The following is a 25140-nucleotide window of genomic DNA, read 5'->3' on the forward strand; positions in this document are numbered from 1 at the left end:
AGCTTTTGATCCAACTTTATGAAGCACCTGCGTTTTTTTTCTATACTACCCACCCTGTTGTTGTGCACAGCAGCCTTTGCCCAGCCCAAAGATTCGTTGCACCAATCGGTGACGGTTGGTTACGAGCATTATCATTTCGACAAACAGTTTTCGAACGACTGGCGCATTGGGAGCATTGAATACAAACGGGAAGCGGGCAAGGCCACTTACCTCGGCCGCTTTAATTACGCCAGCCGGCTGGGCCAAACGGGCTGGCAGGCCGAAGTAGAAGCTTATCCAAAACTTACTTCTAAAATTTATGCGTATGTGGGTGCAGGCTACTCGCCTTCGATGCCGGTGTTTCCAAAATGGCGCAGCGGCGGCACCCTATTTTTTGTGTTGCCCAAAGGCTGGGAGGCAGAGGGCGGTGTACGCCACCTGTATTTTAACCAGCATGTGTGGATGGGTACGGCAGGCATCAGCAAATACGCCGGCAACTGGCTCCTCAATGTTCGTTCGTTTATTGGCAGCAGCACACCGGGCAGCAACCATTCCCTGTTTTTTACCGCAAGGCATTACCTCAAAAATGAGCGGGACTTTGTGTGGATGCAACTGGGCTCCGGCATATCGCCCGACGAAAGCCGCAACGTGCTGATTGAGAAAGGCGCAGTGCTGTCGTCGCGCAGGATTACTGCAGGTGCGCAATTATCCGTAGGCGGGCGTTATATGCTTGCACCACAGGTTGGCTGGGCGCATGATGAAATTGGTGGTGGAAGAAAGGGCAACCAGTTTTTGGGCGGGTTGCGGGTGGGGTATCGGTTTTAAATGTTCAAATGTAAAAACCAATGGCAGTAGATTAAAAGTAGATCGGGCTATATAAGTCTAATCGACTTTTTAAAGTAATCAAATTCTTTGTCCGCAAGTTGGTTTTGGGCTTTTGACTGGTGACAGTTGAAGTCATAATAAAACCCGTTATGTTCGGCTTTAAGCGTTTTGAGTTCAACTTTTATGGGCTTTTTAAAATTTATGTGCTCAAATAAATATTCAGCGTCAAATTCATAAATTTTGCAGCCACTGATCAGGTATGGGTCATAACGTTTTGTTACCCTAAATTTTTTCAAAATTTTAGAAACGCCATACTCTGACATTCCAATAAGTTCTTCAAATGTTTCGAATCCTAATTCGTCAATTTCTGCTTTAGGTGTAGCGTTGAAAGTTATTGTTGGTGAGAAGAGATATTTATTTTCAGGCAGGTCTTGGTAGTATTTGGTTGCAACACAAACGGGATCACCTAAATCTTCCCAAATTTCATCTACTGTTTGATCTAATCCTTCTCCAATAATTTGTTCAGATTTGATCTTTCCAAATTCCTTAACTGATACAAAGCCCCAATCCTGTGGCTTATAAAACAAGATCCCAAGCTTTTTGTTTACATAAGCATTGTCATTAATAACAACGGCATTTAGTGGCGCAACAGCTACCCCTGCCAACGCCAATCCGGATAACCTTAAAAATTCTTTTCTTCCTACTCCCATCTTTAAAGTATTGCTTTTCTGAAAATCCCAGACGTTGGGTATTTAAATCAGTTTAGGTTTTTTGATAAATCTATTCCCTTTTTGTTTGAATATATATTTTGGCAGATGATTAATTGCTTTCAAAAACCGGTCTATGATTGCTTGTCGGGTCATACTTGAAAGTTTGATGCTAAGGTTAACCCATTCTATCCTTTTGCACCAGCAGCCACCGTCGGCTTTGTCGCAAACCCCTGGCGGCTCATTTCACCCCATGCGTTCTTTTTGCGCAGCAGGTCAATGTTGCCCATGATGGCGGCCCACACCACAAAGGGATGAAAAATAAACGGCTCCACCATAGCGGTGATGAATAAGCGCAATATTTCCGAACGCTTTTTATACTGGTTGTAGGTCATCACTTCCATTAAAATGGCAAACACCGAATACAACACCGAAAAGCTATAGACGAGTAAAAACAGCGCCGCAAAAAAACTCCAGTTGGTTGCACCCAAAATAATGCAGATGATAAAAAAGATCAGCCCCGAGGCCTCCACGATAGGCGCCAGCAACTCAAAGAAAAACCAGTACGGGTAACTGAGCAAACCCAGCACACCGTAGCGTGGGTTGAAAAACATTTTGCGGTGCATCTTCAAGGTTTCAATGGTGCCACGGGTCCAGCGGTTGCGCTGGCGGCCCAGGATTTTGAACGATGCAGGTGCTTCCGTCCAGCAAAGCGGGTCGGGAATATAAGCCACTTTGTAAGCTAAATTTCGTTCTTCCATATAGCGGCGCATGCGCACCACCAGCTCCATGTCTTCACCTACGGTTTTATGGTCGTAGCCGCCGGCGGCAATCACTATTTCGCGGTCAAATGCACCAAAGGCACCGGATATCAGCAGCAGCCCGTTCATACGGCTCCACGCCATGCGGCCCAGTAGAAATGCACGGATGTATTCCAGCGTTTGCACCCGCGGCAAAAACTGCTGCGGCAGGTGCACCTGCACAATCTTTCCATCCCGCACTTCGCAGGAATTGGCAATGCGCACCACGCCACCGGTAGCAATTACGCGGCCGCTGCTGTGGTCCATAAATGGCTTGATCAGTTTCAGCATTGCATCCTGTTCCAAAATGCAATCCACATCAATACATACTATGTATTTGTTGCGGGCCACGTTGGTGCCCACATTTAATGCATCGGCCTTGCCGCCGTTGGCTTTATCTACCACCATCAGTTTGCGAAACACCGGGTCTTTACTTTGGTAAATGCCCCGCACTTCTTTAGTGGCAATATGCTGTTGAAATGCGTAGTCCTTTTTTTCCAGGTCGTATTCGGCAATCAGCTTTTGCAGCGAATCGTCTTTGCTGCCGTCGTTGACGATGATGACTTCAAAGTTGTTGTAATGAATGCTGAGCAGCGAACGCACATTTTCAATGATGGTAGCACCTTCGTTATACGCCGGTGCAATAATGGAAATAGAAGGCGCATAGTCGGATGTGGCCAACTGGTTGTAATCGGTAAAGCTGCTGCGGTGGCGGTACTGCCTTGTTTCGCCAATGGAGTACACCGCAATGAATATGTAAAAGCCTATGATCAGCAAGGAGTAGATCATAAAGCCATAGGTGAAAAAATCGAGGATCAAAGCCGTGTAATTCATGCCGTTTCTTTTAAGGGCAGCCTTGCTATTGTGGTGTGCTGCTCCTGTTGCAGCAAAAGGTTGGTAGCGTCGGGGTCCAGTTCATTTAGCGTACGCAGTGCCTCTTGTTGCACTGCTTCGCTGCGGTGTTGCAGGCAAAGCTTTACTGCATCAAGCAGGCTGTAAAGTTTAAATGCACCCACTATTTTCAGCGCCAGTTCTCTTACCGTTTCGTTGCCCGATTGTAGCCAGCCGGCCACTTGCTCCGGTGCCACATCGGCCTGCATGGATAGCTGCTGCATGAGGCAAACCTGCTGCCATTGTGTAAGCGGGTGTGCCAGCGCATTTAAAAAAAGCAATCCCTCAAAACCGGTCATTTTTACCAAGGCCAACTGCGCTTCGGTACGTACGTAAATGTTTTTGTGGTTGGTAAAAGGGTAGATGCGGGTGATGTGTTCTTTACCGCCCATTTGCGATAGCTGCTGAATGGCCGCAGCCTGCAAGTGCCATTTCGAAGATGACAATCGCTTTAGCGAATCCTGCTGCAACTCCAGGTTTTGATACAACCACTGAATGTTGGCAACAGCGCCACCCGAAAGGCCCTTACGGATCTTGAGCAGTTCGGAGATGAAAATTTTGCGGCCCAGCCGGCTGCGCAATGCTTTTTGTATGCCGCCATCGGCTGCCAGAATAACCCGCACTTCTTCGATGTTTTCGGCAATGGCTACTTCGCTAATGAGGTTGCGGGTCAGCTCTTTTAGCTGCGCAATTTTTTTACCCCTAACCATATAGCTCCACAGGAAAAACAGCATGTACAGCAACATGGCCACAATACATGCAGCCAGCAAAAAGGAAGTATCGAGCAGGTAGCGTACCGGCATGTCGATGCGCAGCCATATGTTATGGCCGTGCCATTCCCAGTTTTGTATGTGCAACCAACTGTTCATGCTCTGTTACATGCGTTGGCCCAGGCGCTTTACGCGGATGGAAAGTTCGTTGGGGCTAAAAGGTTTGGTGATGTAATCATCGGCGCCGAGGTTGAATGCTTCGAGCACCACGTTTTCCTGGCCCATGGAAGAGAGCACAATCACGGGAATATATTTTTCGCCCTGGCGCACCTTGCCTACAATTTCCAATCCCGAAGTGTAAGGCATCATAATATCGGTAATGATCATGTCGGGCTGGTGTTGTTCAACATACTCCAGCGCTTTACGGCCATTGTCGGTGGCCATCACTTCATGGCCATCTTTTTTCAGGCGCAGCTCAATTGTTTTGAGCATGATCGGTTCGTCTTCTGCAACAAGGATCTTCATCGTTTATTTTCTTTAGGATCGTGTGGATTTTATTTTATTGCGGGCACAGCACTTTCTGCCGGTCGGCTTCCAGCATGGGTTGTACCAGTTCAAACTTTTGCTGGAGGCGTGTTACTTTTTGCAGCACCAGTTCCAGGTCCTGCCGGTTCTTTGCACAGTTTTCGATGGTGGCGGCCAACTCCAGCATGCTATTCATTTGCAGCATGCCCAAGCTGCTTTTGAGCTTGTGTGCCCGGGCCTGCACTTCATCCCACTGCTCTGTTAGCACGCTTTGCCGCAGTTCTTCCAACTGGCCCGGTGTGGTGTCCAAAAACAGGGTCAGTGTTTCGGCCAGGTAGCCATCATCTTCCAGCTCGTGCAGGTATGAAAGGTTGTACATTTCGGCGGGCCTGGCTTTATTGCTTACCACCACCCGCTCCTGCACCGGCACGCCGGCGCAGCCCAAAAAGCGGCACAACTGCCGGAACAATTCGGCAGGCACAAACGGTTTGGTGAGGTATTCGTTCATGCCCATTTCAAAGCAGCGTTCCCGTTCGTTGCGCAGGGCGCTGGCCGTCATGGCAATGATGGGCAGTTGCAACTGCAGCTTGTTGCGGATGTATGCTGTTGCCTGCAGCCCATTCATTTCAGGCATTTGCAGGTCCATGATCACAAGGTCAAAAGTTTCGCCGCTTTCCAGCCGGTCTACAGCCTCTTTGCCATTGCCGGCAATGGTTACCACCACACCCACTTTTTGTAGCAGCAGGCAGGTTACTTTCTGGTTAATGAGGTTGTCTTCTACCAGCAATATTTTTTTGCCTGCCAGCATGCTTTTATCGGCGGTGTTGGTGGCGCCTGCCAGTTGCTGTTGTGCCTGTGGCACTTCGGCATGTTGATACAGCACATCAAAGAAAAACAGAGAGCCTTCGCCGGTGCGGCTTTCCACGCCAATGGTACCGCCTTGCAGTTCCACCAGGCGTTTGGTGATGGCCAGCCCCAGGCCAGTGCCGCCAAACAGGCGGGCCGTATCGTTGCCGGTTTGTGCAAAGCTTTCAAAAATATAATCGCGGTATTCCGGTGCTATGCCCATGCCGGTATCGGCCACGCGAAAGCCCATGCGCAGGCTTTTTTCATTTTGCTCCAGTATGCTAACGGTTACGGATATGCGCCCTTGTGCGGTAAATTTTACAGCATTGCCCAGCAAGTTGTTGAGCACCTGCACCAGCTTGTGCCGGTCGCCCTGCAACAGTTGCGGCAGGTTGCTGTCGATGGTGGTAACAACAGCCACGTTGCTGGCTGCCGCCTTGATGCGGAACGTGGAAACCACCTCTTCCACCACTTCCCGAACGCTGAACGGAATGCGCTCTACCGACATGCGGCCGGCTTTTATTTTGGATAAATCCAGGATGTCGTTGATGAGGGCCAGCAGCGTGTTGGATGAGTATTTGATCAGTTGTACAAACTCCTTTTGGTCTTCGGACAAGGCCGATTCTTCCAGCAGGTTGGTCATGCCAATGATGCCATTCATTGGCGTGCGGATCTCGTGGCTCATGTTGGCCAAAAACTCTTCCTGCAGGCGTTCGGCCCGTTCGGCACGCAGCCGTGCATCAATCAGTTGCTGGCGGCCCGCCACCATTTCGGTGATGTCTTTATCCACGCCGCAAATGGCAAAAATGTTGTTGGCCTGATCCAGCAGCGGAAACTTGGTCACCAGCATGTGGCGGTTGCCTTGGCTGGTGTTGATCATGTCTTCAAATTCAACGGGCTGCAGCTTATTAATCACCTGTCTGTCTACCGATGCCAGCACACGGGCCATATCATCGTCGGCAAAAACTTCGCTGTTTTCTTTACCTAAAACCTGGTCGTCGTTGAGCAGGAAAGTTTCGCGGAACCTGCGGTTGACCATCAGGTAACGGCCTTCCAAATCTTTGATGTACACGATCATTGGGATGTTATCCAAAATGGACTGCATCCGGTATTGGTACTCTTCTTTTTTGGCTTCAATTTCCTGCGCGGCAATTTTCAGGGCTTCTTCGGCGAGGCGTTTTTCAGTAATATCTTTTACCACGCTTTGAAAGCCGCTGGCTACGCCTTTTTCGTTTAGCAGCAGCACCATGCTTTGCTCCACCCATTTAATGGCGCCATCTTTTGTGCGGATGGGAAATACATGCAGTGTTTCGTGGGTTTTGTTGCGGATCTGTTCCTTGTATTGTTGGGCCACGCTTTCCTGCCAGTCTTCCAGCACCAGGAATGTGATTGGTTTGCATTTGAGTTCCGCGGCATCGTAGCCGGTTAGCTGCATGCATTTGCTGCTCACATAATCAATCTGCCCGTCGAGGCGAGCACTGTACATCACCACCGCCGAATTTTCAACCATGCTGTGGTACCGCACTTCGGTTTCCCTTGCTTTTTGTTCGGCTGCTGCCCGCAGCTGGTTGGCCCTTGCTATTTTTTGCAACGCAATGGTGATGGCCACCAGCGACAACACAATAACAAACACCGAAAATATAAACCGGTTGTGCGTGGTTTCGCGGTTGTCGCCAATACGTAGTTGCAGCAGTTGCCGCTCGTGGCGCTCCATATGGTGCAGCAGAGCACGTGCCGTATCGGAAAGATTTTTTCCCTGCAGGCTGGCAATCAGTTGCAGCGCATCTTCCGGCGAATGGTTATAAGCGTTCAGGATTCTTTGCTGGAAACTGGATTTGTCTTCAATGGTTTGCTGCAGCTTTTGAATGTGGCTTTGCTGATCGGGATTGTCTTTGGTAAGCTGCTGCAGCAATTGCGACTGCTCGTGCAGCGAGCTGGTGGTGGCTGCAAAATCTTTGATGAATGTGCCGTTGCCGGTAATGACATATCCCCGAACGGCGGTTTCCAGCGACAATACGGTTGTATTGAGGTCGTTGATGGCACCGATTACTTCGTGGGTATGATTAACGAGGTTGAATGTGGCGTTGGTGCGCTGCGCATTTTGGAAGAGAGCCACCACAACGGAGGCGGCACCAATGAGCAGCACGGCAAATAATATGCGGATATAGCTTTGGGTTTTCAAGGGATTACGGAACTATGGGTAATGACCAATAATACTAAAATCGGGTGAAAGCTACTGCTTTATACAGTTGCAGCAGCTTTTATACACCGCTTTGTACGCCTCTTTTCGACGAATTGCTTTTATGGGCCGTTGAACCGGAGCGCCGCACAAAGAGGCAGGCAGAAAGGGGTTGGATTTTTGTACCCTACATATGCTTTAATTTCCGGCTATGTCTGTTCGATTACAACGCCTGATCAGAATTTATAACCGCCTGCGCCGCGGGCCGGTTACCATCGAAATTGTATCGAGGTGGGCAAAAGGAGCCGGCATACCGGTAAGCGACCGACAACTGTACCGCGACCTGAACACGTTGCAAAACCTGCACATCGCCAAGGGCGAAAACGTCATCACATTTACCGACGAAAAAAACCGCAAAACCTGGAAGCTGGAGTACGATGCGGGTGAAGAACCCATTTCGCCATACGATATCAACTCGTTTTTTTTGCTCAAAGCATTTGCGCCATCCACCATGGTGCACCAGCGTAAAGATGCCATCGAAAAGTTTGAGCAGGTTATTTACAAAGCCCTATCCAAAAGCAAGTACCAGCAATACATCCAGGCCAACGAGCTGTACCTGCACCGCACCAATTTTTTCGACCATACGTACGGCGAGGCAGAGCACCAGCAGATTGAAGAACTGATTTGGGCGCTGCACAACAACCGGGTGATCGCTATTGAAAACGTGGGCATCAATTCGGCCAATGTGCACCTGCCGCCCGGCGCATTCCCTTTGGAGCTGTACCCTATGCAACTGGTATTTCACCGCGGCCGGTCGTACATTTCGGGGCTTGATGCAGCGCACAAACTGATGCTTTTCCCGGTGGATAAGGAAACGCAGTTCCGGCTTACCAACACCGTGTTTAACCGGAAAAATATGGAGGCTGCCTATAACGGCCAGATGGAAATGCTGTTTGGTGTTTCGGACCCGGTTGACGACCAGGTGTACCGCATTGAAATAGAATTTACCAAAGGGTTTGGCGAATCGTGGATGCGCTATTTCTGGCACCACTCGCAGCAATGGGTGCCGCTGGAAGGTGGCAATTATATGCTGCACCTGCACTGCACCATTGGCCGCGAGCTGATCGGCTTTTTGGCCTATGGCCTGGATAAAGTAAAAGTGCACCAGCCCGAAGTGCTGAAGCAATTGATCTGGCAAAAACTGCAGCAGGCTGCCGAAGTGTATGCGCACAACCTCGATATTGATGAAGAGCAGGCCAACAAGGATTATTGAATGCAGTGCTATTGCAAGCCGGCCCGGGCAAATGGCTTAAGCGCCTCAATGATCAGCGCAGCGTATTGTTCGTCGGCGGCATCGTCCATGTCCACGCATTGCAGGTCGTTTTCGCCTTCTTCCCGGCTCAGGTACACCACGGTATCGGCGGCGGGGATAAAACATTCAAACAGGTGCCAGCCGTCCATTTCAATTTCATAAACCGTTACGGTATGCCGCTGGCCTTCAAAGTGTATGAACAGGGTATAGTAAGCTATAGGTTCTTCGCTGTGGTGCGGCATGGTAAAGCCTGTATCCTGAGTGTGGAAAGGGAAAGAAGCCATAAAAAGACAGTTAGTTTTGGTTGCCCTACAAATCAACTAAAATGCCTTGTCATTTTCTGTCAAACAGCTATTGCATTTGCCCGCTATTATAAAAACAGGAGCACCCCAACCGGGATGCTCCTGTTTTAGATTTATCATATTGTCTTTTCCGTCTTCTGACTTCCGACTTCCCTACACCAACTCAATGTCAAAATTCACCAGCTCCTGGAACTGTTGCAGGCGGCGGTCAATATCGGCGCGGGTAATTTCTTTCAGGCGTTCGGGGCCGAATTTTTCCACGCAAAACGAAGCCATGGCCGAACCCACGATGATGGCAGTCTTCATGTTTTCGTACGAAATGTCTTTGGTGCGGGCAATGTGGCCAATAAAGCCTCCGGCAAATGTGTCGCCGGCGCCGGTGGGGTCAAACACATCTTCCAACGGCAGAGCCGGGGCAAAAAACACGCTATCGCCATGAAACAGCAGCGCACCGTGTTCGCCTTTTTTGATGATGAGGTATTTGGGGCCCATCTTCAGGATCTTTTTAGCAGCTTTTACCAGCGAAAACTCGTTGGTAAGCTGGCGGGCTTCGCTGTCGTTTACCAGCAGCACATCCACCATAGTCAGCACTTCCTTCAGGTCGTCCAGTGCAATTTCCATCCAAAAGTTCATGGTGTCCATTACAATCAGGCGGGGCCGTTCTTTCAATTGCTCAATCACCTTTTTCTGAAGGCTTGGCATCAGGTTGCCCAGCATCAAAAACTCGGCGCCCTGGTAGCTTTCGGGGATCTGGGGGTCAAAATCGGCCAGCACGTTCAGGTCGGTTACCAGCGTATCGCGGGTGTTCATGTCCATGTGGTAGCGGCCGCTCCAGAAAAACGAGGGCTTGTCGGGTACCACTTCCACGCCATCGAGTTCCACGCCGCGGCGCGATAGTTCGGCCATTTCCTCCTGCGGAAAATCGTTACCTACAATGGATACCTGCTGCACGGGCTGCACAAAGTTGGCAGCGGCATACGCTACATAAGTGGCTGAGCCTCCAATAACACGGTCGCTTTTGCCAAAAGGGGTTTCAATGGCATCGAACGCCATGGTGCCCACAACAATTAAGGACATAAGTAATTAGTACAAAGTTTGAAGTTAGGAGTAGGGAATACCAGCCGGTGGGCAAAAAGTGGGCAGCAGTAAGCAGTGCAGCAAAACAGAACCGTGAACCAAAATATGAATACCGGTTATGCCCGGCGGTACTGAACCTTTTTTCTGATGCTGCGCCGTTCGGGCCGCTTTCTTCGATATTCCTATACTGTTTACGGGGTGCAAACCTACAGCATTTTGGCCTTGGCCCAAAAAGGCTTTTGCGCCCCGCACCTTGCCGCCGCTCCAATGCTATGCGCCAATCACATAATATTTGGCTGCTGCGCTTTTGAATCACCACGGGCTTTTATATTTTGTCATGAAAATTTAACTGCATATGAAAAAACTCCTGCGGTATGCATTGTACCTGCTGGCCGCCATTGTGGTGCTAGTAGGTGCTTTTGTAGCCTTTATTGCCATCCGCGGCATCCCCAGTTACGAACCAAAAATTACCGAAACCAAAGTAGTGGCCACCCCCGAACGGATTGCACAGGGCCATAAGCTGTCGGCTATGTTGTGCAATGGCTGCCACCTCGATCCGAACACCAACCGCCTTACCGGCAGGCTCATGAGTGATGTGCCGCAGTTTGGCACCATTTATTCAAAAAACATCACGCAACACCCCGAGCTGGGTATTGGTAAATGGACCGATGGAGAACTGATTTACCTACTGCGCACCGGCATCAAACCCGATGGTACGTTTTTGCCCGTTATGGCCAAACTGAGCCATGCCTCCGACGAAGACCTGCAATCTATTGTGGCCTTCTTGCGCTCCGAAGATCCCTGGGTGAAAGCGGACGATACCCGCCACCCCGATTCCAAATATTCGCTGCTGGCCAAGTTCCTGTCCACCATCAACGCTATGAAACCCGGCAGCGTACCTGCCACCCCGGTGGCCCAACCCGATACTTCGAACACGATTGCCTGGGGCCGTTACCTGGCGGTGGACCAACTGGAGTGCTTTAGCTGCCACTCGCAGGATTTTGCCAAAAACAACTACGACGAGCCCGAAAAATCGGCCGGTTATTTTGGCGGCGGCAATAAAATGCTGAATGCCAGCGGGCAGGCCATTTATACCCGCAACATTACCATGGACGAGCAAACGGGCATTGGTCACTGGACCGAAGACCAGTTTGTGCTGGCCCTGAAATATGGCCGCACCCCGCAAGGCCAGGCCCTGCGTGAGCCCATGATGCCGTACACCTACCTAACTGACGGCGAAGCAAAGGCCATTTACGCTTACCTGAAAACATTACCCAAAATTCAAAACAAAGTGGAACGGCAATAAGCTATTTTCAAAGCTGGCCGCATTTATACAAACATTTTGCGTGTCATCCCGATGAAGACTGATTCAAGCCCAAAAATTGAATTGCTAAATTATCGGGATGGCCATCACATCATCGGTCTCATTTTTAAAAACAACTACAAACAGGAGCTTGAAAAAGCAAAACCGGTGGGGCAAACAGCCTTTCACCGGTTTGCTCTTTTCGGGCCAAAAAGCAGCGAAGCCTATCTTTACGGCTTACGATTGCTTTTATTATGATCCACTTTCACCCCCTGAAGGTTGCCTCCGTACGCCGCGAAACCGACGAATGTGTTTCCATTGTTTTCCATGTTCCTGATGACCTGCAACCAACGTTTCGTTTTGCGCCGGGCCAAAGCCTCACCATTCGCACCACGCTGCATGGACAGGAACTGCGCCGCAACTATTCTATCTGCAGCAGCCCGCTCGATGGCGAGTTGCGCATTGCGGTTAAAAAAGTAGCGGGTGGTGTTTTTTCCACTTGGGCAAATGAAGCGCTAAAGGCTGGCGACGTGGTGGAAGTAATGCCGCCCATTGGCAAATTTGGCGCAGCAATCAGCGCAGGCGGGGCAAAAAACTACGTGGCATTTGCCGCCGGCAGTGGCATCACGCCAATTTTGTCGCTGATAAAAACAGCACTGCACACCGATCCCCACAGCACTTTTACGCTGGTGTACGGCAACCGCAACCGGGGCAGCATTATTTTTAAAGAAGAACTGGAAGCTTTAAAGGACAAATTCTTGCACCGGTTCCGGGTGTACCATATCCTCAGCCGCGAACAGGTGGAAACGCCACTGAACAGCGGCCGCATCGACCGGGAAAAAACGGAATTTTTACTGGACAAACTGATCGATCCAAAAACAGCCAGCGCCTTCTTTTTGTGCGGCCCCGAGGAATTGATCTTTACCGTTCGGGATGTGCTGCAGGAGCGGGGTGTAGCGGCAGCCAATATTCATTTCGAGTTATTCACCATCCCGGGACAAACCCAAAAATCCGCAATCCGCAATCCGCAATCTGAAAGTCCTACTGGTCCGCATGCTACTGTGCAGGTAACGGTGGATGGCCACAGCTTTCAGTTTGGTCTGGCAAAAGAAGGCGAGAGCATACTGGATGCGGCACTGCAACAGGGAGCAGATCTGCCCTATGCCTGTAAAGGCGGTGTGTGCTGCACCTGCAAGGCCCGCCTGCTGGAAGGGGCTGTGCATATGGATGCCGCCTGGGGCCTCGAGCCCGATGAAATTGCAGCCGGCTTTATCCTCACTTGCCAAAGCCATCCCACAACGGACAGCGTGGTGGTGGATTTTGATGCGAAGTAAGATAATGGTTGATAGATGGTGGATGATGGTAGAGCAAAGAGTTTTAAAGAGTGCTTATAAAAACGACAGAGGCCGCTGAAAAATCAGCGGCCTCTGTCGTTTTTATAAGCTACTATCATCTACCATCTATCATCCATCATCTGTTTGCCCTACCACACAAACGTGCCCACTGCGCCGGCTTCCAAAGTTGCCAGCGCTGTTTGCCCTTTGTGGCGGATGCCAAAACTCCGCGCAGCAGTGCCGTCATTCAAAACAACCAGCACATGCTTGCCATCGGGGCGGCGAAAGGCTACGTTGGGCAGCCCGCCGATTTCGTTGGAGCCCACCCGCACCGAACCGGGCCGCACAAATTTGGCGGCATGCGCCACAATGTAATAAGCAGGGTTGCGGGTAACGGCATCGCCGCTGATGGTAATGCCGCCGAGGCAGGCCGTGCAGCCGCCGCGGTCGGTGTGCGGCTTGTTATCGGGGCCGTTGGCCAGGTTCCATTGCAGCACATTGCGGGCCCAGTTGCGGGTGGCGCCTACAATCAGGGTGCGGATATGCCATTTCAGGTCTTCCGAAAAATTGCCCGGTGCACCAATCCATTGTTCGGTAAAATAGATATGCTTGTCGGGGTGGGCGTCGTGCACCTGGCCCAATGCCGTGATGGGGCCCGCATACAGGTGAAATGCGGAGCCGTCTACATACTTCTTGGCTTCGGGATCGTTGAGGATGGCCAGCGGGTAATCGGGGCGGTCGGCATTGTGGTCGTAGATAATGATCTTTGTATCAATGCCGGCTGCTTTAAACTGCGGTCCCAAGCTTTGCTTGATAAATGCTGCCTGTTGCGCTGCGGTCATCAGGAGGCTGGGATTATTGCCGGGGTGCAGCGGCTCGTTTTGGATGGTAATGGCGTCGATGCGAACACCCTCTTTTTTCATTTCCTGGATGTAGCGAATCAGGTAGCGGGCATAGGCATCGTACCACTCGGGCTTGAGCGATCCGCCACGGGTATCGCCGTTGTCTTTCATCCATACCGGCGGCGACCACGGCGAACCCATGATGATGATCTTTGGGTTGATGGCCAGAATCTCTTTCAGTACCGGCAGCACGTCCTGCTTGTCGGGGCCAAAATCAAACTTCTTTATTTCCGGGTCGGTTTCGCCAGCGGGCAGGTCATTGTACGAAAAAACGGTTTCGTTCAGGTCGGATGCGCCAATGCTCAACCGCAGGTACGAGATGCCGATGTTGCTGCCGGTGGTATCAAACAGTTCGCGGAGGATGGCTGCCCGGGCCGGTGCCGACATGCGGATGAGGTGCTGGGCACTGCCGCCGGTAAGGGTAAAACCAAAACCATCCATTTGCTGGTAGGTTTGGGTGCCGGACACATCAATCACTGCCTGGCCGGTAGCCGGCGTGGCGCCAAACCGTGGCTTGGGCTGTTCTTTAAATTCGGTGGTGCGGTTGCCGGTGGTAAGCCAAAAGGCAACTTCGGCGCCGGTAGGTGTACCCGGCGTGGTGGGCGGTTGCGGTGTTTCGGGTTGGGCAGTGCTGCCGGTTTTTTTGCAGCTGGCCGCAGTGCAAACCATGATCACGGTAAACAATGCCAGCAGTTGCCAAACGCGTTGTTGAATCGGGTGCTTCATACGGCTAGGTTTGAAAGGCGAAGCTACAGCAGTAATACGGGAAAAATGGCAGATCCGTTGCCGACTAGCGATACAGCCGCACAAGAGTGCGACGCAACCGGTGCTGAATGATGTTGCTGCAGCCGGCTACATAAAAATTGCAACAACCAACTTTACCATACCCTTGCCAACCATCAGGCCCCTATTTTGTACATTTGGTGACAAACGATTGCACATGCTTGTACCCCCACCCGAACAACTTTTCCAGGAAAAGATTGATGCGGAAATCCGCATTGAGCCCAAAGACTGGATGCCGGAAAAGTACCGCCAAACGCTTATCCGCCAGATTTCGCAACATGCGCACAGCGAAATTGTGGGCATGCTGCCCGAAGGCAACTGGATCAGCCGGGCACCTTCGCTTAAACGCAAACAAATACTGCTGGCCAAAGTGCAGGACGAAGCCGGCCATGGGCTGTACCTGTACAGCGCTGCCGAAACCCTTGGCATCAGCCGCGATGAAATGATTGAGCAGCTGCACAGCGGCAAGGCCAAATATTCTTCCATTTTTAATTATCCCACGCTAACCTGGGCCGATATGGGCGCCATTGGCTGGCTGGTAGATGGTGCCGCCATCATGAACCAGGTGCCGCTGTGCCGTGCATCGTACGGGCCGTATAGCCGCGCCATGATACGGGTGTGTAAAGAAGAAAGTTTTCACCAGCGCCAGGGCTTTGAAAGCCTGCTGGTGCTGTGCCAGGGCACGCCGGAGCAAAAAGCCATGGCGCAGGATGCCCTGAACCGCTGGTGGTGGCCTAGCCTGATGATGTTTGGCCCGCACGACAGCGACAGCACCAACACGGAGGCCAGCATGAAGTGGAAGATCAAACGGTTTTCGAACGACGAGTTGCGCCAGCGCTTTGTGGACATGATTGCCGAGCAGGCAAAGGTGCTGGGCCTTACCCTGCCCGACCCCGACCTGAAATGGAACGAAGAACGCAAGCATTATGATTTTGGAACAATCAACTGGGCCGAGTTTTGGCAGGTAGTGAGCGGCAACGGTCCTTGCAATAAGGAGCGGTTGGATGCACGCCGCAAGGCTTGGGAAGATGGCGCCTGGGTGCGGGAGGCCGCGGTGGCGCATGCAAGGAAAAGGGCGGAGCGAAAGAGTTTGCAGGCTGCGTGAGGTTTTTGAACCACGAAGGCACGAAGAATGGAAGGAGCACGAAGAAAAGGCTGCGTTTCAGTAATTAGCTACAAGTAAAACAGCAACAATGAACCAATCAATAATCAAATATTATTACGGCGATTACGACGCCATCAAAGGCGGCGGAGATATGCCGAACGTATCAGATAAAAACAGCCAGAGTGGAGGTCTTCAAAACGCCCCCCGCGCCGGGGAGGGCCGGGGTGGGGCCGAGTGGCCGCTTTGGGAAGTGTTCATCCGCAGCAAGCAGGGCCTCGATCATAAACATGTGGGCTCGCTGCATGCAGCCGATGCGCAGATGGCTATTGAAAATGCCCGTGATGTATATACCCGCCGACTTGAAGGGGTGAGCATTTGGGTGGTGGAAAGCCGGTACATCCATGCATCGAACCCCGATGATGCGGAAAGTTTTTACGAACCCGCCAACGACAAAGTGTATCGCCATCCAACATTTTATGACCTGCCCGACGAAGTGGGGCATATGTAATCGGGGATGGACAGATTTCGTTTGGATTATTGGATTTGGAACTTTTTAAACTCTACGCTTGTCAAATTATACGCATTTTTCTTACCTGTTGCACTTGGCCGACAATGCGCTGATACTGGGCCAGCGCAATGCGGAGTGGACCGGCCACGGGCCGGCGCTGGAGCAGGATATTGCCCTCACCAATATTTCGCTGGACCTGGTTGGCCAGGCCCGAAACCTGTATGCACATGCTGCGGCCTTGTACAATGAAATGGATAATGATGCAAAAGCATCGGTTGATCATTTGTTACCCCGGTCGTGGAAGGCTTATGGCCGTGAACTGCAGGAAGATGACCTTGCTTTTTTGCGTGATGAACGCCAGTACCTCAATCTGCTGATCACCGAATTGCCAAAGGGCGATTGGGCGTTTACCATTTTACGTCAGTGCTTTTTCAGTTCTTATCAAAAAGCCCTGTACAACCAAATGCTGCAATGCAACGATTACCAACTAGCAGGCATAGCCGAAAAATCGTTGAAGGAAGTGGCTTATCACCTGCGCTGGAGCTCGGAGTGGGTGATCCGGTTGGGTGATGGTACTGATGAAAGCAACCGCCGCATCAAGGATGCAATGCAGGAACTATGGCCCTTTACCGGCGAACTGTTTACCGAAACTGGCCTTGAACGTGATGCAGCGCAAACCGGCATTGTTGTGCACATGCAGCGCATCAAAGACCAGTGGCTGCAAACAATCGAGACGGTATTTGAACAGGCAGGCCTAACCGTTCCGGAAACAACTCCCTTTCAACAGGGTGGCAAAGAGCGAAAACATACCGAGCATATGGGTTACCTGCTGGCCGAAATGCAGTTTTTGCAACGGGCTTATCCCAATGCCGCATGGTAGCAAATGAGTGCACATGAATTTTTTATCACACGATATAAAAGCAGTTGATGCGGCCCAGATCTGGCCGATACTTGAGGAAGTAAAAGACCCAGAAGTGCCGGTGCTTTCCATCATTGATTTGGGTATTGTGCGGGATGTGGTGTTGGAAAACACGGAAGTGGGCCAGACGATCCGCATCGTGATCACACCCACTTATTCGGGCTGTCCTGCAATGGACACCATCAGTATGGACATTCGGCTAAAACTGATTGAACGAGGTTTTCGAAACGTGCATATTACCCAACAACTTTCACCCGCATGGACCACCGACTGGATGAGCGAAAAGGGAAAGGAAAAATTAAAAGCATTTGGCATTGTGCCACCGCATTACAAGCCGCAGGTGTGCAACATGGATTTATTTTCCGATGAAACCATTCAATGCCCGCGCTGCAATTCTTATCACACCGAATTAATCTCACAATTTGGCTCCACAGCCTGCAAAGCGCTGTACCGCTGCAACGATTGCAGGGAAGCTTTTGATTATTTTAAATGCCATTGAGCAAGTAAAATATTAAAAGTAAAAAGGCAAAAAGGGTCAACCAATTCAAATCACATTTTTGACTTTTGAATTTTTACTTTTGACTTCAAAATGCTGCAACCCTATTTCCAAACCACCCTCACCGAAGCCGGGTGCGATGAAGCGGGCCGCGGATGCCTGGCCGGGCCGGTGTTTGCGGCGGCTGTTATTTTGCCACACGATTTTTACCACCCATTGCTCAACGATTCCAAACAGTTGAGTGAAAAGGACCGCTATACGCTGCGGCCCATCATTGAACAGCAAGCCATTGCCTGGGCCGTTGCCAGCCTTGATCATGAGCAAATTGATGCGATCAATATTTTAAAGGCTTCATTTAAATGCATGCACCTTGCGGTGGAGCAGTTGCTTACCAAACCCGGCCTGTTGCTCATTGACGGCAACCGTTTTACCCCATACCCGTTTATTCCGCACCAGTGTATTGTGGGCGGCGATGGCAAGTATGCATCCATTGCGGCGGCATCGGTGTTGGCCAAAACTTACCGCGACGATTTTATGAACGGCCTGCACGATCAATTTCCGCAATATGGCTGGAGAAAAAATAAAGGCTATGCCACCAAAGACCACCGGCAGGCACTAAACTTGCATGGTCCCTGCACTTACCACCGCCGTTCGTTCCGGCTCGATTACACCACTACTGAACCATTGCCGAAAGATGGTTGTTAAAATTTTTTATACGAAGCAGCGGATAGCAGTGGATGTATTGTCTATCATTTTGCTGCACATCACACGATCTGCTGTAAAAGAATGGTTGAAGGTTAACAAAGGCACCGCTCATGTTGGGCGGTGTTTTTGTGACCGGTGATTTGTGTGGTGGAGCAAGATTTTTATGATTGATGCTGCAGTTGTGTGGCTCCGTGCAATACCGTTGTGAAAGGCTTTAATCAGTCACTGTCGGTTGCTTATCAGTGCGGCAAAACATATAATTATTTTTGGGCGTAGCCCAATCCTGTTTGTAGCAAAACAATCATCATCATTTTCAATTTTCCTGTTGATCGTAGATCAACCCTGTAACCGCGAGATGCTGGGTAAAAATTGGGCACAGGTTTGGGCTACGCCCAAAATAATTTCATTGTAAATGCTTTGCTACCAATAGGTGTGGGCTATGCCCACCACATTATTTTGTGATGACCAACTTCGTTTGAAAATATACTTCCCTTTTGATCGCCCGACGCACCAATTCATCACTCATCATTCCTCATTCATAATTTTCTACCGCCGGCTGTTCCCTTCTTTATTCTATATTCCTTGTTCCATATTCTTACCAAACTTCATCATTCGTCTGTTCCTTGTTCTTCTGTTCAAAATTCCCTATCCATTCCATTCGCCTGCGCCCAGCCGTATTAGCTCCGGTTCATCCGAGGTAAAATCCACCACAGTCGAAGGCACAATGCCACCAATACCACCGTCAATCACCAGGTCCACCAGGTTGCCAAACTTGTCATGAATGATCTCCGGGTCGGTATACTCCTCCACGTATTCGCCGGGCAATGAGGCGCTCAATATGGGGTTGCCCAGTTCCTCTACAATGCAGCGGGCAATGGCATTATCCGGCACCCGGATGCCCACCGTGTCTTTGCGGGTTTTCAGCATTTTGGGCACCTGTTTGCTGGCACCCAAAATAAACGTGTAAGGCCCCGGCAGGTACTGCTTCAGGGTGCGGTACACCGGCGTGCCCAATTGCTTGGCATAGCCGCTCAGGTGGCTCAGGTCGTGGCACACAAAAGAAAGCTGCGCTTTGTTGGGGTCAACGCCTTTGATGCGGCAAATGCGTTCCACCGCTTTTTGCTGTTGAATATCGCAGCCCAGGCCATAAATGGTATCGGTGGGGTAAATAATAACACCGCCCGACCGCAGCACGTCGGCTATCTGGCGCAGCAAACGCGGCTGCGGGTTTTGCGGGTGCACATGTATGAGCATGAGGGTAATTTTTAAGTAAGCAATTGGATGGACAAAGATGCATATAAAACAACCGGCAGCTCGCTAGCCAATAATCAACATACTGACAACAAGCCACCGGCGCAAATACATTTATTTACCGGCAGCTTTTTGCCGGCACATATTGATAAAGGTGCTGGCCAGGTGCTGCAAATCATCGAACGAAACGGGCTTGGTAAAAAACCGTGCATTCCATTGCTTGGCCAGCTCCGCATCCGCATCGCGACAAGATGTGGTAAACACAGCTACCGGCAAGTGGCTGGTTGCATCCGACCGGCGAATACTTTGCAGCGCCTCCCAACCGTCCATTACCGGCATGTTGATGTCGAGCAGTACCAGGCAAGGTTCCTGCCCGCCTGCACACAGCCGGTCAAGGCACGAAAGCGCACTGCCGCCATCGGTAACATGCACCAGGTTGATCTGGTCGGCAAACGGTGCAAACGCCTGCTCCACAATGTAGAGGTCATCCAAGTCGTCTTCTGCGTATAAAATGGTTGATTTAGCCATAAAAAAAGCGCAGGCTGTGCTGCGCAGTTTTTAAGGAAAATGGTGTGCCACTTTCTGCACTTGCTTGAAAATGAACCCTCAAACAAGCAAAATGGTGTTTAAATAAAATTGTCCGTTGCCATTTTAAAACGCAATAATAAACCCGAATGTAGGCGTGATGTTACCATCGTCTTCGCGCAACAGCAGCGGTACGGCATTGCTGCCATCGGGTTTTACCGCGGTACCATCGGTTGTTACAAAAGCGGTGTTGTCTGCATTTCGGGTAAATGTAAAACGCGGGTACGATGGCTGCACGGCGCGGTAAAAATTACTCAGGTCCAGAAACAGGTCCAGCGTCCAGCTCGGGAAGTTCCATTTTTTGTCGATGCGGATATCGGCTGCATGAAATGCTTTCAGGCGCAGTGTGTTTAGTTGCGCATAATCAAGCAGGCCCGAGCCCAGCGACAGGTAGTTGCGCTGCGAAGCCACCAAATCGAACGGGGTATATGGAACACCACCCTGGTAACGGAAGCGCAGGCCCAGCTCCCAGTTGCGCGGCAGCTTGTAGCCCAGCGTAGTGCTCAGCAGGTGTGTATTTTCCCAGGCACTGGGCACAAACACGCCGTTGCGGCCGCTGTACAGGCTTTTGAAATACGTGTAGCTGATGATACCAAAAAATTGCTTGGTCAGTTTTTGCTGCGCAAAAAATTCAAAACCATACGCCTTGCCCTTACCGTTCGTTTCCACAGCTTCGTTACCCAGCACGCCAAAATCGCCACCCAGGTTGGCCAGCGAAATACCATAGCGGATTGAAACGGGCACATTTGCGTAGCGCTTATAAAAACCCTCCAGCGTAATGCGGGTAGCATCGGTGGGCAAAAATTCGATGCCGGTTACGTAGTGGTCGCTGCGTGTATAATCGGCGCCTTTATTTACCAGGTTGCCGTTGTTATCGGCAAAGCCCAGAACGGTGTACGGCGCAATGCGGTAGTAGCGGCCCACCGACGAGTTCCAGGTCCATTTGTCGGCCAGCACATAGCTCAGCGCCACCCGTGGCGAAAAAGTGCGTAGCGGGTTGGCGCCATTGGTGGTAAACGTGTTGCCATCGGCCCGAACGCCCATGCTGATGCCTACACGGTCATCAAACAGGCGGCGGCCTGCTTGTGCAAATACACCATAGCGCAAAAACGGCTTGATGGGCGAAGTGAAATTGGCCGTTTGCTCGGGCTGCACCAGGTTACCGCTTTCGTCGTACAAGGCTTTGCGGAAACGGCTGAATGTGTTGTTTTGAAAATCGGCTACCTGTGCCACGCCACCCCAAGCCCATTTCCAGGCGCCGATGGTTTTGTTCCAGTCGTAGCGCAGCTTGGTTTCGGCCTCCTGCGACCGCACCCTCAGGTTGCGTTCCGATTCGATGGGGTTGCGGTTGTTTTCAAACTGGTCCAGGCTGTTGTTTAACGTGTTGCGGCTAAGAGCCAGGTTCCAGAACCCGTTGTTGATCTGGCGGCGCAGCGTGGCACCCACCGTGTAGCTCCATTGCTCAATATTGGGATTGGAGTTGATGACATACAGTTTTTCCGGCGTAGCCTCACGGGGAGCCGCAAACGAAAATTCATCAATAGCGCCTACGCCCAGAAAAGTAAGCGTGGTTTTGGGATCGATGCGGTGTGTGATCTTTGCCTGGAAGTCCCAGTAGTTGGGCCTGATGGGCAGGTCAATGGCTTTAAATAAAAATTGCAAATAGGAACGCCGCGCCGATGCAAGAAAAGTTGTTTTTTCCTGTTTGATGGGCCCTTCCAGCGTGGCGGCCAGCTCGGTGGCGCTGAGGCGAAAATTGCCCTGCACCCGGCGCGGGTTGCCGTTTATCTGCCTGAACTGAAACACAGAAGAAAGCGCATTATCGTAGCGGGCATCAAAAGCCGAAGTGCTCAGTTTTACATCTTCGATAAACGATACGTTGAGGATGCCCGTGGGGCCACCGCCGCTGCCTTGTGTGGCAAAGTGGTTAATGTTGGGGATTTCAATGCCATCGAGGTAAAATACGTTTTCGTTGGGTGCGCCGCCCCGGATGATGATATCGTTTCTGAAACCGCCCACCGAACCAGATGTACCGCCCACTCCGGGCAGGGTTTGGATCACCCGGCTGATGTCGAAGTTGCCGCCAGGGTTGCTCCGGATCTCTTCGGCCGTGAGGCGCTGGATGCTCAGCGGGCTTTCCAGCGTAGCGGCTCTTGCCGTACGGCGGTTACTCCGCACCGTTACACCGGTCAGTTCGGTAGCTGCACTTTCCAGTTCTACGGTTACTTCAATTTCGTTACCCGATGTAACCACCAGGTTGAACAGGCTTTGCGGCCGGTAACCCACGGCTGTGGCCGTAAGGCCGTAGCTGCCCACCGGCAGTTGGATGCGAAAACGACCCAAGCTATCAGTAACAGCGCCGGGGCCGCCGTTAATTTGTACCGATGCGCCGGTGAGCGGCTGCAAGGTATTTTTATTCACTACCGAACCACGCAGTATGCCCTCGGTTTGTGCCTGTAATAACAAAGGAAATAAAAACAGGATAAGTAAAAAAGACCTCATGATATTCATTTGCTGAACAATGCAACAATGCTGTGCTGTAAAAGTTGAACAGGAAAAAGGAAACAGCCTTTATTTAACCAATTTAATGCCTGACTGTACGGTCGCAAATTTAGGAAGACCGGTTTGGTTGTGTGGCGTGGTAGGGGTTGAGATGTGTCAGGTGAGCTGTTTAGAAAATGCGAGGAATGTACAGCGTGAGAAAAAATGATGTTCCAAGCTTAGTGCCTTTTATTTGATGCTTTATTTAAAAAAACACTGACTGCTTGCTGAATAATGATCTGCAGCACTTCACTACAGTCGTACAAGTTGCATCAGGGAACCGCCCCGCAATCAAGCTGTCATTGATTGCGGGGCCCCTTTATTGTTACTTTTTTGGGCAAATAAAAAAGTAAAAGCAACAGCTATGCGTACAATTGTATTTTATTAATTGCACGCATAGCTGTTGGGCTTGCATTCTATTTTAAAAAAGCATCACGATTCCACAGCCGCAGCCCCGCTCTGCACCATGTTCAAAAACTCATCTTCCGAAATAATGCGGATGCTGCTGATTTTTTTTGCTTTTTCCAGTTTGCTGCCGGCATCTTCACCCACCACCAGGTAATTGAGCTTGCTGCTAACCCCCGATACAATGGCGCCGCCGCCGGCTTCCACCATGGCTTCGGCTTCGCTGCGCTTGAGGCGGGCCAGCGTGCCGGTAAACAAAAATGTTTGTCCCTGCAGGTTGCCGCCAACGGCAGCGTGTGTTTTCTTTTCGTTTTTCAGGGACAATCCAAGTGCTTCCAGTTCTTTCAGCAGCGCAATATTATCGTCGTTGCAAAAAAACTGCTGTACGCTAGAGGCCACTTTCGGCCCCACATCTTCCAGCGCCAGCAGGCGCTCCTCGCTAAAGCCGCACAGGTCGAGCAGGTGATTGATGGAATGTGCTAAAGTCTTGGCCCCGGTTTCGCCCACAAAGCGAACACCCAAGGCAAAAATGAGCCGGTGCAGCGGCTGGCTTTTCGATTTTTCAATAGCGTTGCGCAGGTTGTCGATCGACTTTTTACCAAAACCCTCCAGCGTACCTATTTGTTCAAAATCAAGCCGGTAGATGTCGGCAATGGAGCGCAGCCAGCCCAGGTCGTAAAACTTTTTGATGTTGGCATCGCCCAAGCCTCGGATGTCCATAGCATCTTTCGAGGCAAAATGCATCAGCCGCTCCAGCACCTGCTCGGGACAGGCCAGGTTGGTGCAGCGCCAAGCCGCTTCTTCGGCGGCACGGTACAACTCATCGCCACAGGCTGGGCAATGCGTGGGAAATTGAATGGGCTGCTCGGTGCCGTTGCGCAGCTCGTGCAGCGATTTTACAATGTACGGGATCACATCGCCGGCACGTTCCACCAGCACGGTATCGCCTATGCGCAAATCTTTTTCGCGGATCACATCTTCGTTGAACAGCGATACCGAGCCCACCATTACGCCACCAATGGCCACTGGTTGTATTTTGGCCACAGGCCCAATATTGCCGGTGCGGCCCACCTGGTATTCTACCCGCAAAAGCTTGCTGGTGGCCTGCCGCGCTTTAAATTTATAGGCAATGGCCCAGCGGGGGTGGTGGGTGGTCATGCCCAGTTTATCGTGCAGGGCAAACTCGTTTACCTTGATCACCATGCCGTCGATCTCGTAGGGCAGGTCGTCGCGTTTTACTTCAAACTCGTTGCAGTAATCCACCACAGCCTGGATGCCATGGAGCACTTTCAGTTCCTTAACCGGGCTGCGGAAGCCTTGCTCCCAAAGCATTTCCAGGGCTGCCGAATGGGTCAGTGGCTCCTTTGCGTCGGGGCCGGTAGTGGTGTAATAGGAAATTTGGTAGGTAAATGCCTCCAGCCTGCGGCGGCGTACTTCTAGCGGGTCTTTAATCCGCAGCGAACCTGCGGCGGCGTTGCGTGGATTGGCCAGCGGCTGAATGCCTTGTTCCACCAGCGCTTCGTTGAACAGCTGGAAATTTTGCTTGTTGATCAGCACCTCGCCGCGGATCTCCACGTTGTTCAGGCCATATTTCGAAAAATCGGCGTTGAGCGGAATGGTGCGGATCTGGCGCACATTGGGGGTAATGTCATCGCCCTGAACGCCATCGCCACGGGTGGCGCCGCGTACCAGTTTGTCGCCTTCGTACACCAGCGATAGCGATGCGCCGTCGAACTTAGGCTCCACGCAATATTCAATCTCAGAAAGGCCTGTGCCTTCCCGCACTTTGCGGTCAAAATCAAACAGGTCTTCACTGTTGTACGAGTTGTCCAGCGACAGCATCGGCACCAGGTGGGCCACCGTTGGAAATTCTTTGGTCAAACCCTTCGCCACCCGCTGCGTAGGCGAGTCGGGCACAATGAGGTCGGGGTTTTCCTCTTCCAGCTTTTCCAGCGATTTATATAAGGTGTCGTATTCAAAATCAGAAACCAACGGGTCGGCCAGCACATAATAACGGTACTCGTGAAAACGCAGCACGGAGCGGAGTAGATCGATATCGGCCACCTCGATGCCGCCGGTCTGGGCGGCTTGCAGCAATCGGTTGGTTTGGTCCTGTATGGCGTGGAGTTGGGAGGTCATAAGGCCTCAAA

21 protein-coding genes are annotated in these 25140 nt (G+C 51.2%); 9 read left to right on the forward strand and 12 right to left on the reverse strand.

Annotated elements, in window-relative coordinates; translation table 11 throughout:
• Positions 1–18: 18 nt before the first annotated feature.
• Positions 19–804: a YaiO family outer membrane beta-barrel protein gene (locus EPD17_RS03090; RefSeq protein ID WP_132051676.1), complete on the forward strand. Its 786-nt coding sequence runs from the start codon at positions 19–21 to the stop codon at positions 802–804.
• Positions 805–851: 47 nt separating this feature from the next.
• Here EPD17_RS03090 and EPD17_RS03095 read toward each other — a convergent pair whose 3' ends face one another.
• The 5 genes from EPD17_RS03095 to EPD17_RS03115 all read right to left on the reverse strand — a co-directional run bounded on the left by EPD17_RS03095 (position 852) and on the right by EPD17_RS03115 (position 7465).
• Positions 852–1514: a hypothetical protein gene (locus EPD17_RS03095; protein WP_132051678.1), complete on the reverse strand. Its 663-nt coding sequence runs from the start codon at positions 1512–1514 to the stop codon at positions 852–854.
• Positions 1515–1699: 185 nt separating this feature from the next.
• Complete coding sequence (locus tag EPD17_RS03100) at positions 1700–3145, reverse strand: glycosyltransferase family 2 protein (protein ID WP_132051680.1); 1446 nt, start codon at positions 3143–3145, stop codon at positions 1700–1702.
• Positions 3142–4071, reverse strand: coding sequence for a HEAT repeat domain-containing protein (locus tag EPD17_RS03105; protein WP_132051682.1), 930 nt, complete (start codon positions 4069–4071; stop codon positions 3142–3144). Before EPD17_RS03105 ends, EPD17_RS03100 begins: the two co-directional genes overlap by 4 nt.
• A gap of 6 nt (positions 4072–4077) precedes the next feature.
• Complete coding sequence (locus EPD17_RS03110) at positions 4078–4437, reverse strand: response regulator transcription factor (RefSeq protein ID WP_114234713.1); 360 nt, start codon at positions 4435–4437, stop codon at positions 4078–4080.
• Between the two features lie 34 nt (positions 4438–4471).
• Entirely contained in the window at positions 4472–7465 is a 2994-nt protein-coding gene (locus EPD17_RS03115) for a PAS domain S-box protein (RefSeq protein ID WP_132051684.1), read from the reverse strand.
• A gap of 208 nt (positions 7466–7673) precedes the next feature.
• Between EPD17_RS03115 and EPD17_RS03120 the strand changes: the two genes are divergently transcribed.
• Entirely contained in the window at positions 7674–8735 is a 1062-nt protein-coding gene (locus tag EPD17_RS03120; RefSeq protein ID WP_132051686.1) for a helix-turn-helix transcriptional regulator, read from the forward strand.
• An 8-nt stretch (positions 8736–8743) separates the two neighbouring features.
• Here the strand turns inward: EPD17_RS03120 and EPD17_RS03125 are convergent, their stop codons facing one another.
• A complete protein-coding gene (locus EPD17_RS03125) occupies positions 8744–9058 on the reverse strand; it encodes a hypothetical protein (RefSeq protein ID WP_132051688.1) in 315 nt (104 codons plus the stop codon).
• Between the two features lie 171 nt (positions 9059–9229).
• Complete coding sequence (locus EPD17_RS03130; RefSeq protein WP_132051690.1) at positions 9230–10153, reverse strand: PfkB family carbohydrate kinase; 924 nt, start codon at positions 10151–10153, stop codon at positions 9230–9232.
• 355 nt (positions 10154–10508) lie between these two features.
• On the opposite strand from EPD17_RS03130, the gene EPD17_RS03135 reads away from it, so the two are divergent.
• Together EPD17_RS03135 and paaE are read left to right on the forward strand one after the other, a co-directional pair.
• Positions 10509–11459, forward strand: coding sequence for a c-type cytochrome (locus EPD17_RS03135; protein ID WP_132051692.1), 951 nt, complete (start codon positions 10509–10511; stop codon positions 11457–11459).
• 251 nt (positions 11460–11710) lie between these two features.
• Positions 11711–12790 (forward strand): 1,2-phenylacetyl-CoA epoxidase subunit PaaE, encoded by a 1080-nt coding sequence (gene paaE / locus EPD17_RS03140; RefSeq protein ID WP_132051694.1) that lies wholly within the window; start codon positions 11711–11713, stop codon positions 12788–12790.
• Positions 12791–12939: 149 nt separating this feature from the next.
• On the opposite strand, the gene EPD17_RS03145 is transcribed toward paaE, so the two are convergent.
• A complete protein-coding gene (locus EPD17_RS03145) occupies positions 12940–14418 on the reverse strand; it encodes a glycoside hydrolase family 30 protein (RefSeq protein WP_240040726.1) in 1479 nt (492 codons plus the stop codon).
• Between the two features lie 214 nt (positions 14419–14632).
• Between EPD17_RS03145 and paaA the strand changes: the two genes are divergently transcribed.
• From paaA to EPD17_RS03170, 5 genes are all read left to right on the forward strand, one after another.
• The gene (gene paaA, locus EPD17_RS03150; protein ID WP_132051696.1) at positions 14633–15580 is read left to right on the forward strand and encodes a 1,2-phenylacetyl-CoA epoxidase subunit PaaA; all 948 of its coding nucleotides are present in this window, start codon (positions 14633–14635) and stop codon (positions 15578–15580) included.
• Positions 15581–15668: 88 nt separating this feature from the next.
• Positions 15669–16088, forward strand: a complete 420-nt coding sequence (gene paaB / locus EPD17_RS20170) for a 1,2-phenylacetyl-CoA epoxidase subunit PaaB (RefSeq protein WP_132051698.1) — start codon at positions 15669–15671, stop codon at positions 16086–16088.
• 58 nt (positions 16089–16146) lie between these two features.
• On the forward strand, positions 16147–16968 hold the full coding sequence (gene paaC, locus EPD17_RS03160) for a 1,2-phenylacetyl-CoA epoxidase subunit PaaC (RefSeq protein WP_132051700.1): 822 nt from the start codon (positions 16147–16149) through the stop codon (positions 16966–16968).
• 13 nt (positions 16969–16981) lie between these two features.
• Entirely contained in the window at positions 16982–17506 is a 525-nt protein-coding gene (gene paaD, locus EPD17_RS03165; protein ID WP_132051702.1) for a 1,2-phenylacetyl-CoA epoxidase subunit PaaD, read from the forward strand.
• A 90-nt stretch (positions 17507–17596) separates the two neighbouring features.
• The gene (locus tag EPD17_RS03170; RefSeq protein WP_132051704.1) at positions 17597–18208 is read left to right on the forward strand and encodes a ribonuclease HII; all 612 of its coding nucleotides are present in this window, start codon (positions 17597–17599) and stop codon (positions 18206–18208) included.
• 645 nt (positions 18209–18853) lie between these two features.
• On the opposite strand, the gene EPD17_RS03175 is transcribed toward EPD17_RS03170, so the two are convergent.
• From EPD17_RS03175 to ligA, 4 genes are all read right to left on the reverse strand, one after another.
• Entirely contained in the window at positions 18854–19462 is a 609-nt protein-coding gene (locus EPD17_RS03175) for an L-threonylcarbamoyladenylate synthase (RefSeq protein ID WP_114234781.1), read from the reverse strand.
• A gap of 111 nt (positions 19463–19573) precedes the next feature.
• Positions 19574–19987 (reverse strand): response regulator, encoded by a 414-nt coding sequence (locus tag EPD17_RS03180; RefSeq protein WP_132051706.1) that lies wholly within the window; start codon positions 19985–19987, stop codon positions 19574–19576.
• A gap of 123 nt (positions 19988–20110) precedes the next feature.
• A complete protein-coding gene (locus tag EPD17_RS03185) occupies positions 20111–22546 on the reverse strand; it encodes a TonB-dependent receptor (protein WP_204743269.1) in 2436 nt (811 codons plus the stop codon).
• Between the two features lie 471 nt (positions 22547–23017).
• On the reverse strand, positions 23018–25129 hold the full coding sequence (ligA, locus tag EPD17_RS03190) for an NAD-dependent DNA ligase LigA (RefSeq protein ID WP_132051710.1): 2112 nt from the start codon (positions 25127–25129) through the stop codon (positions 23018–23020).
• Positions 25130–25140: the final 11 nt, after the last annotated feature.

This window comes from Pseudocnuella soli (genome assembly GCF_004347775.1).
GTDB classification, from domain to species: Bacteria; Bacteroidota; Bacteroidia; order Chitinophagales; family Chitinophagaceae; genus Flavisolibacter; species Flavisolibacter aquaticus.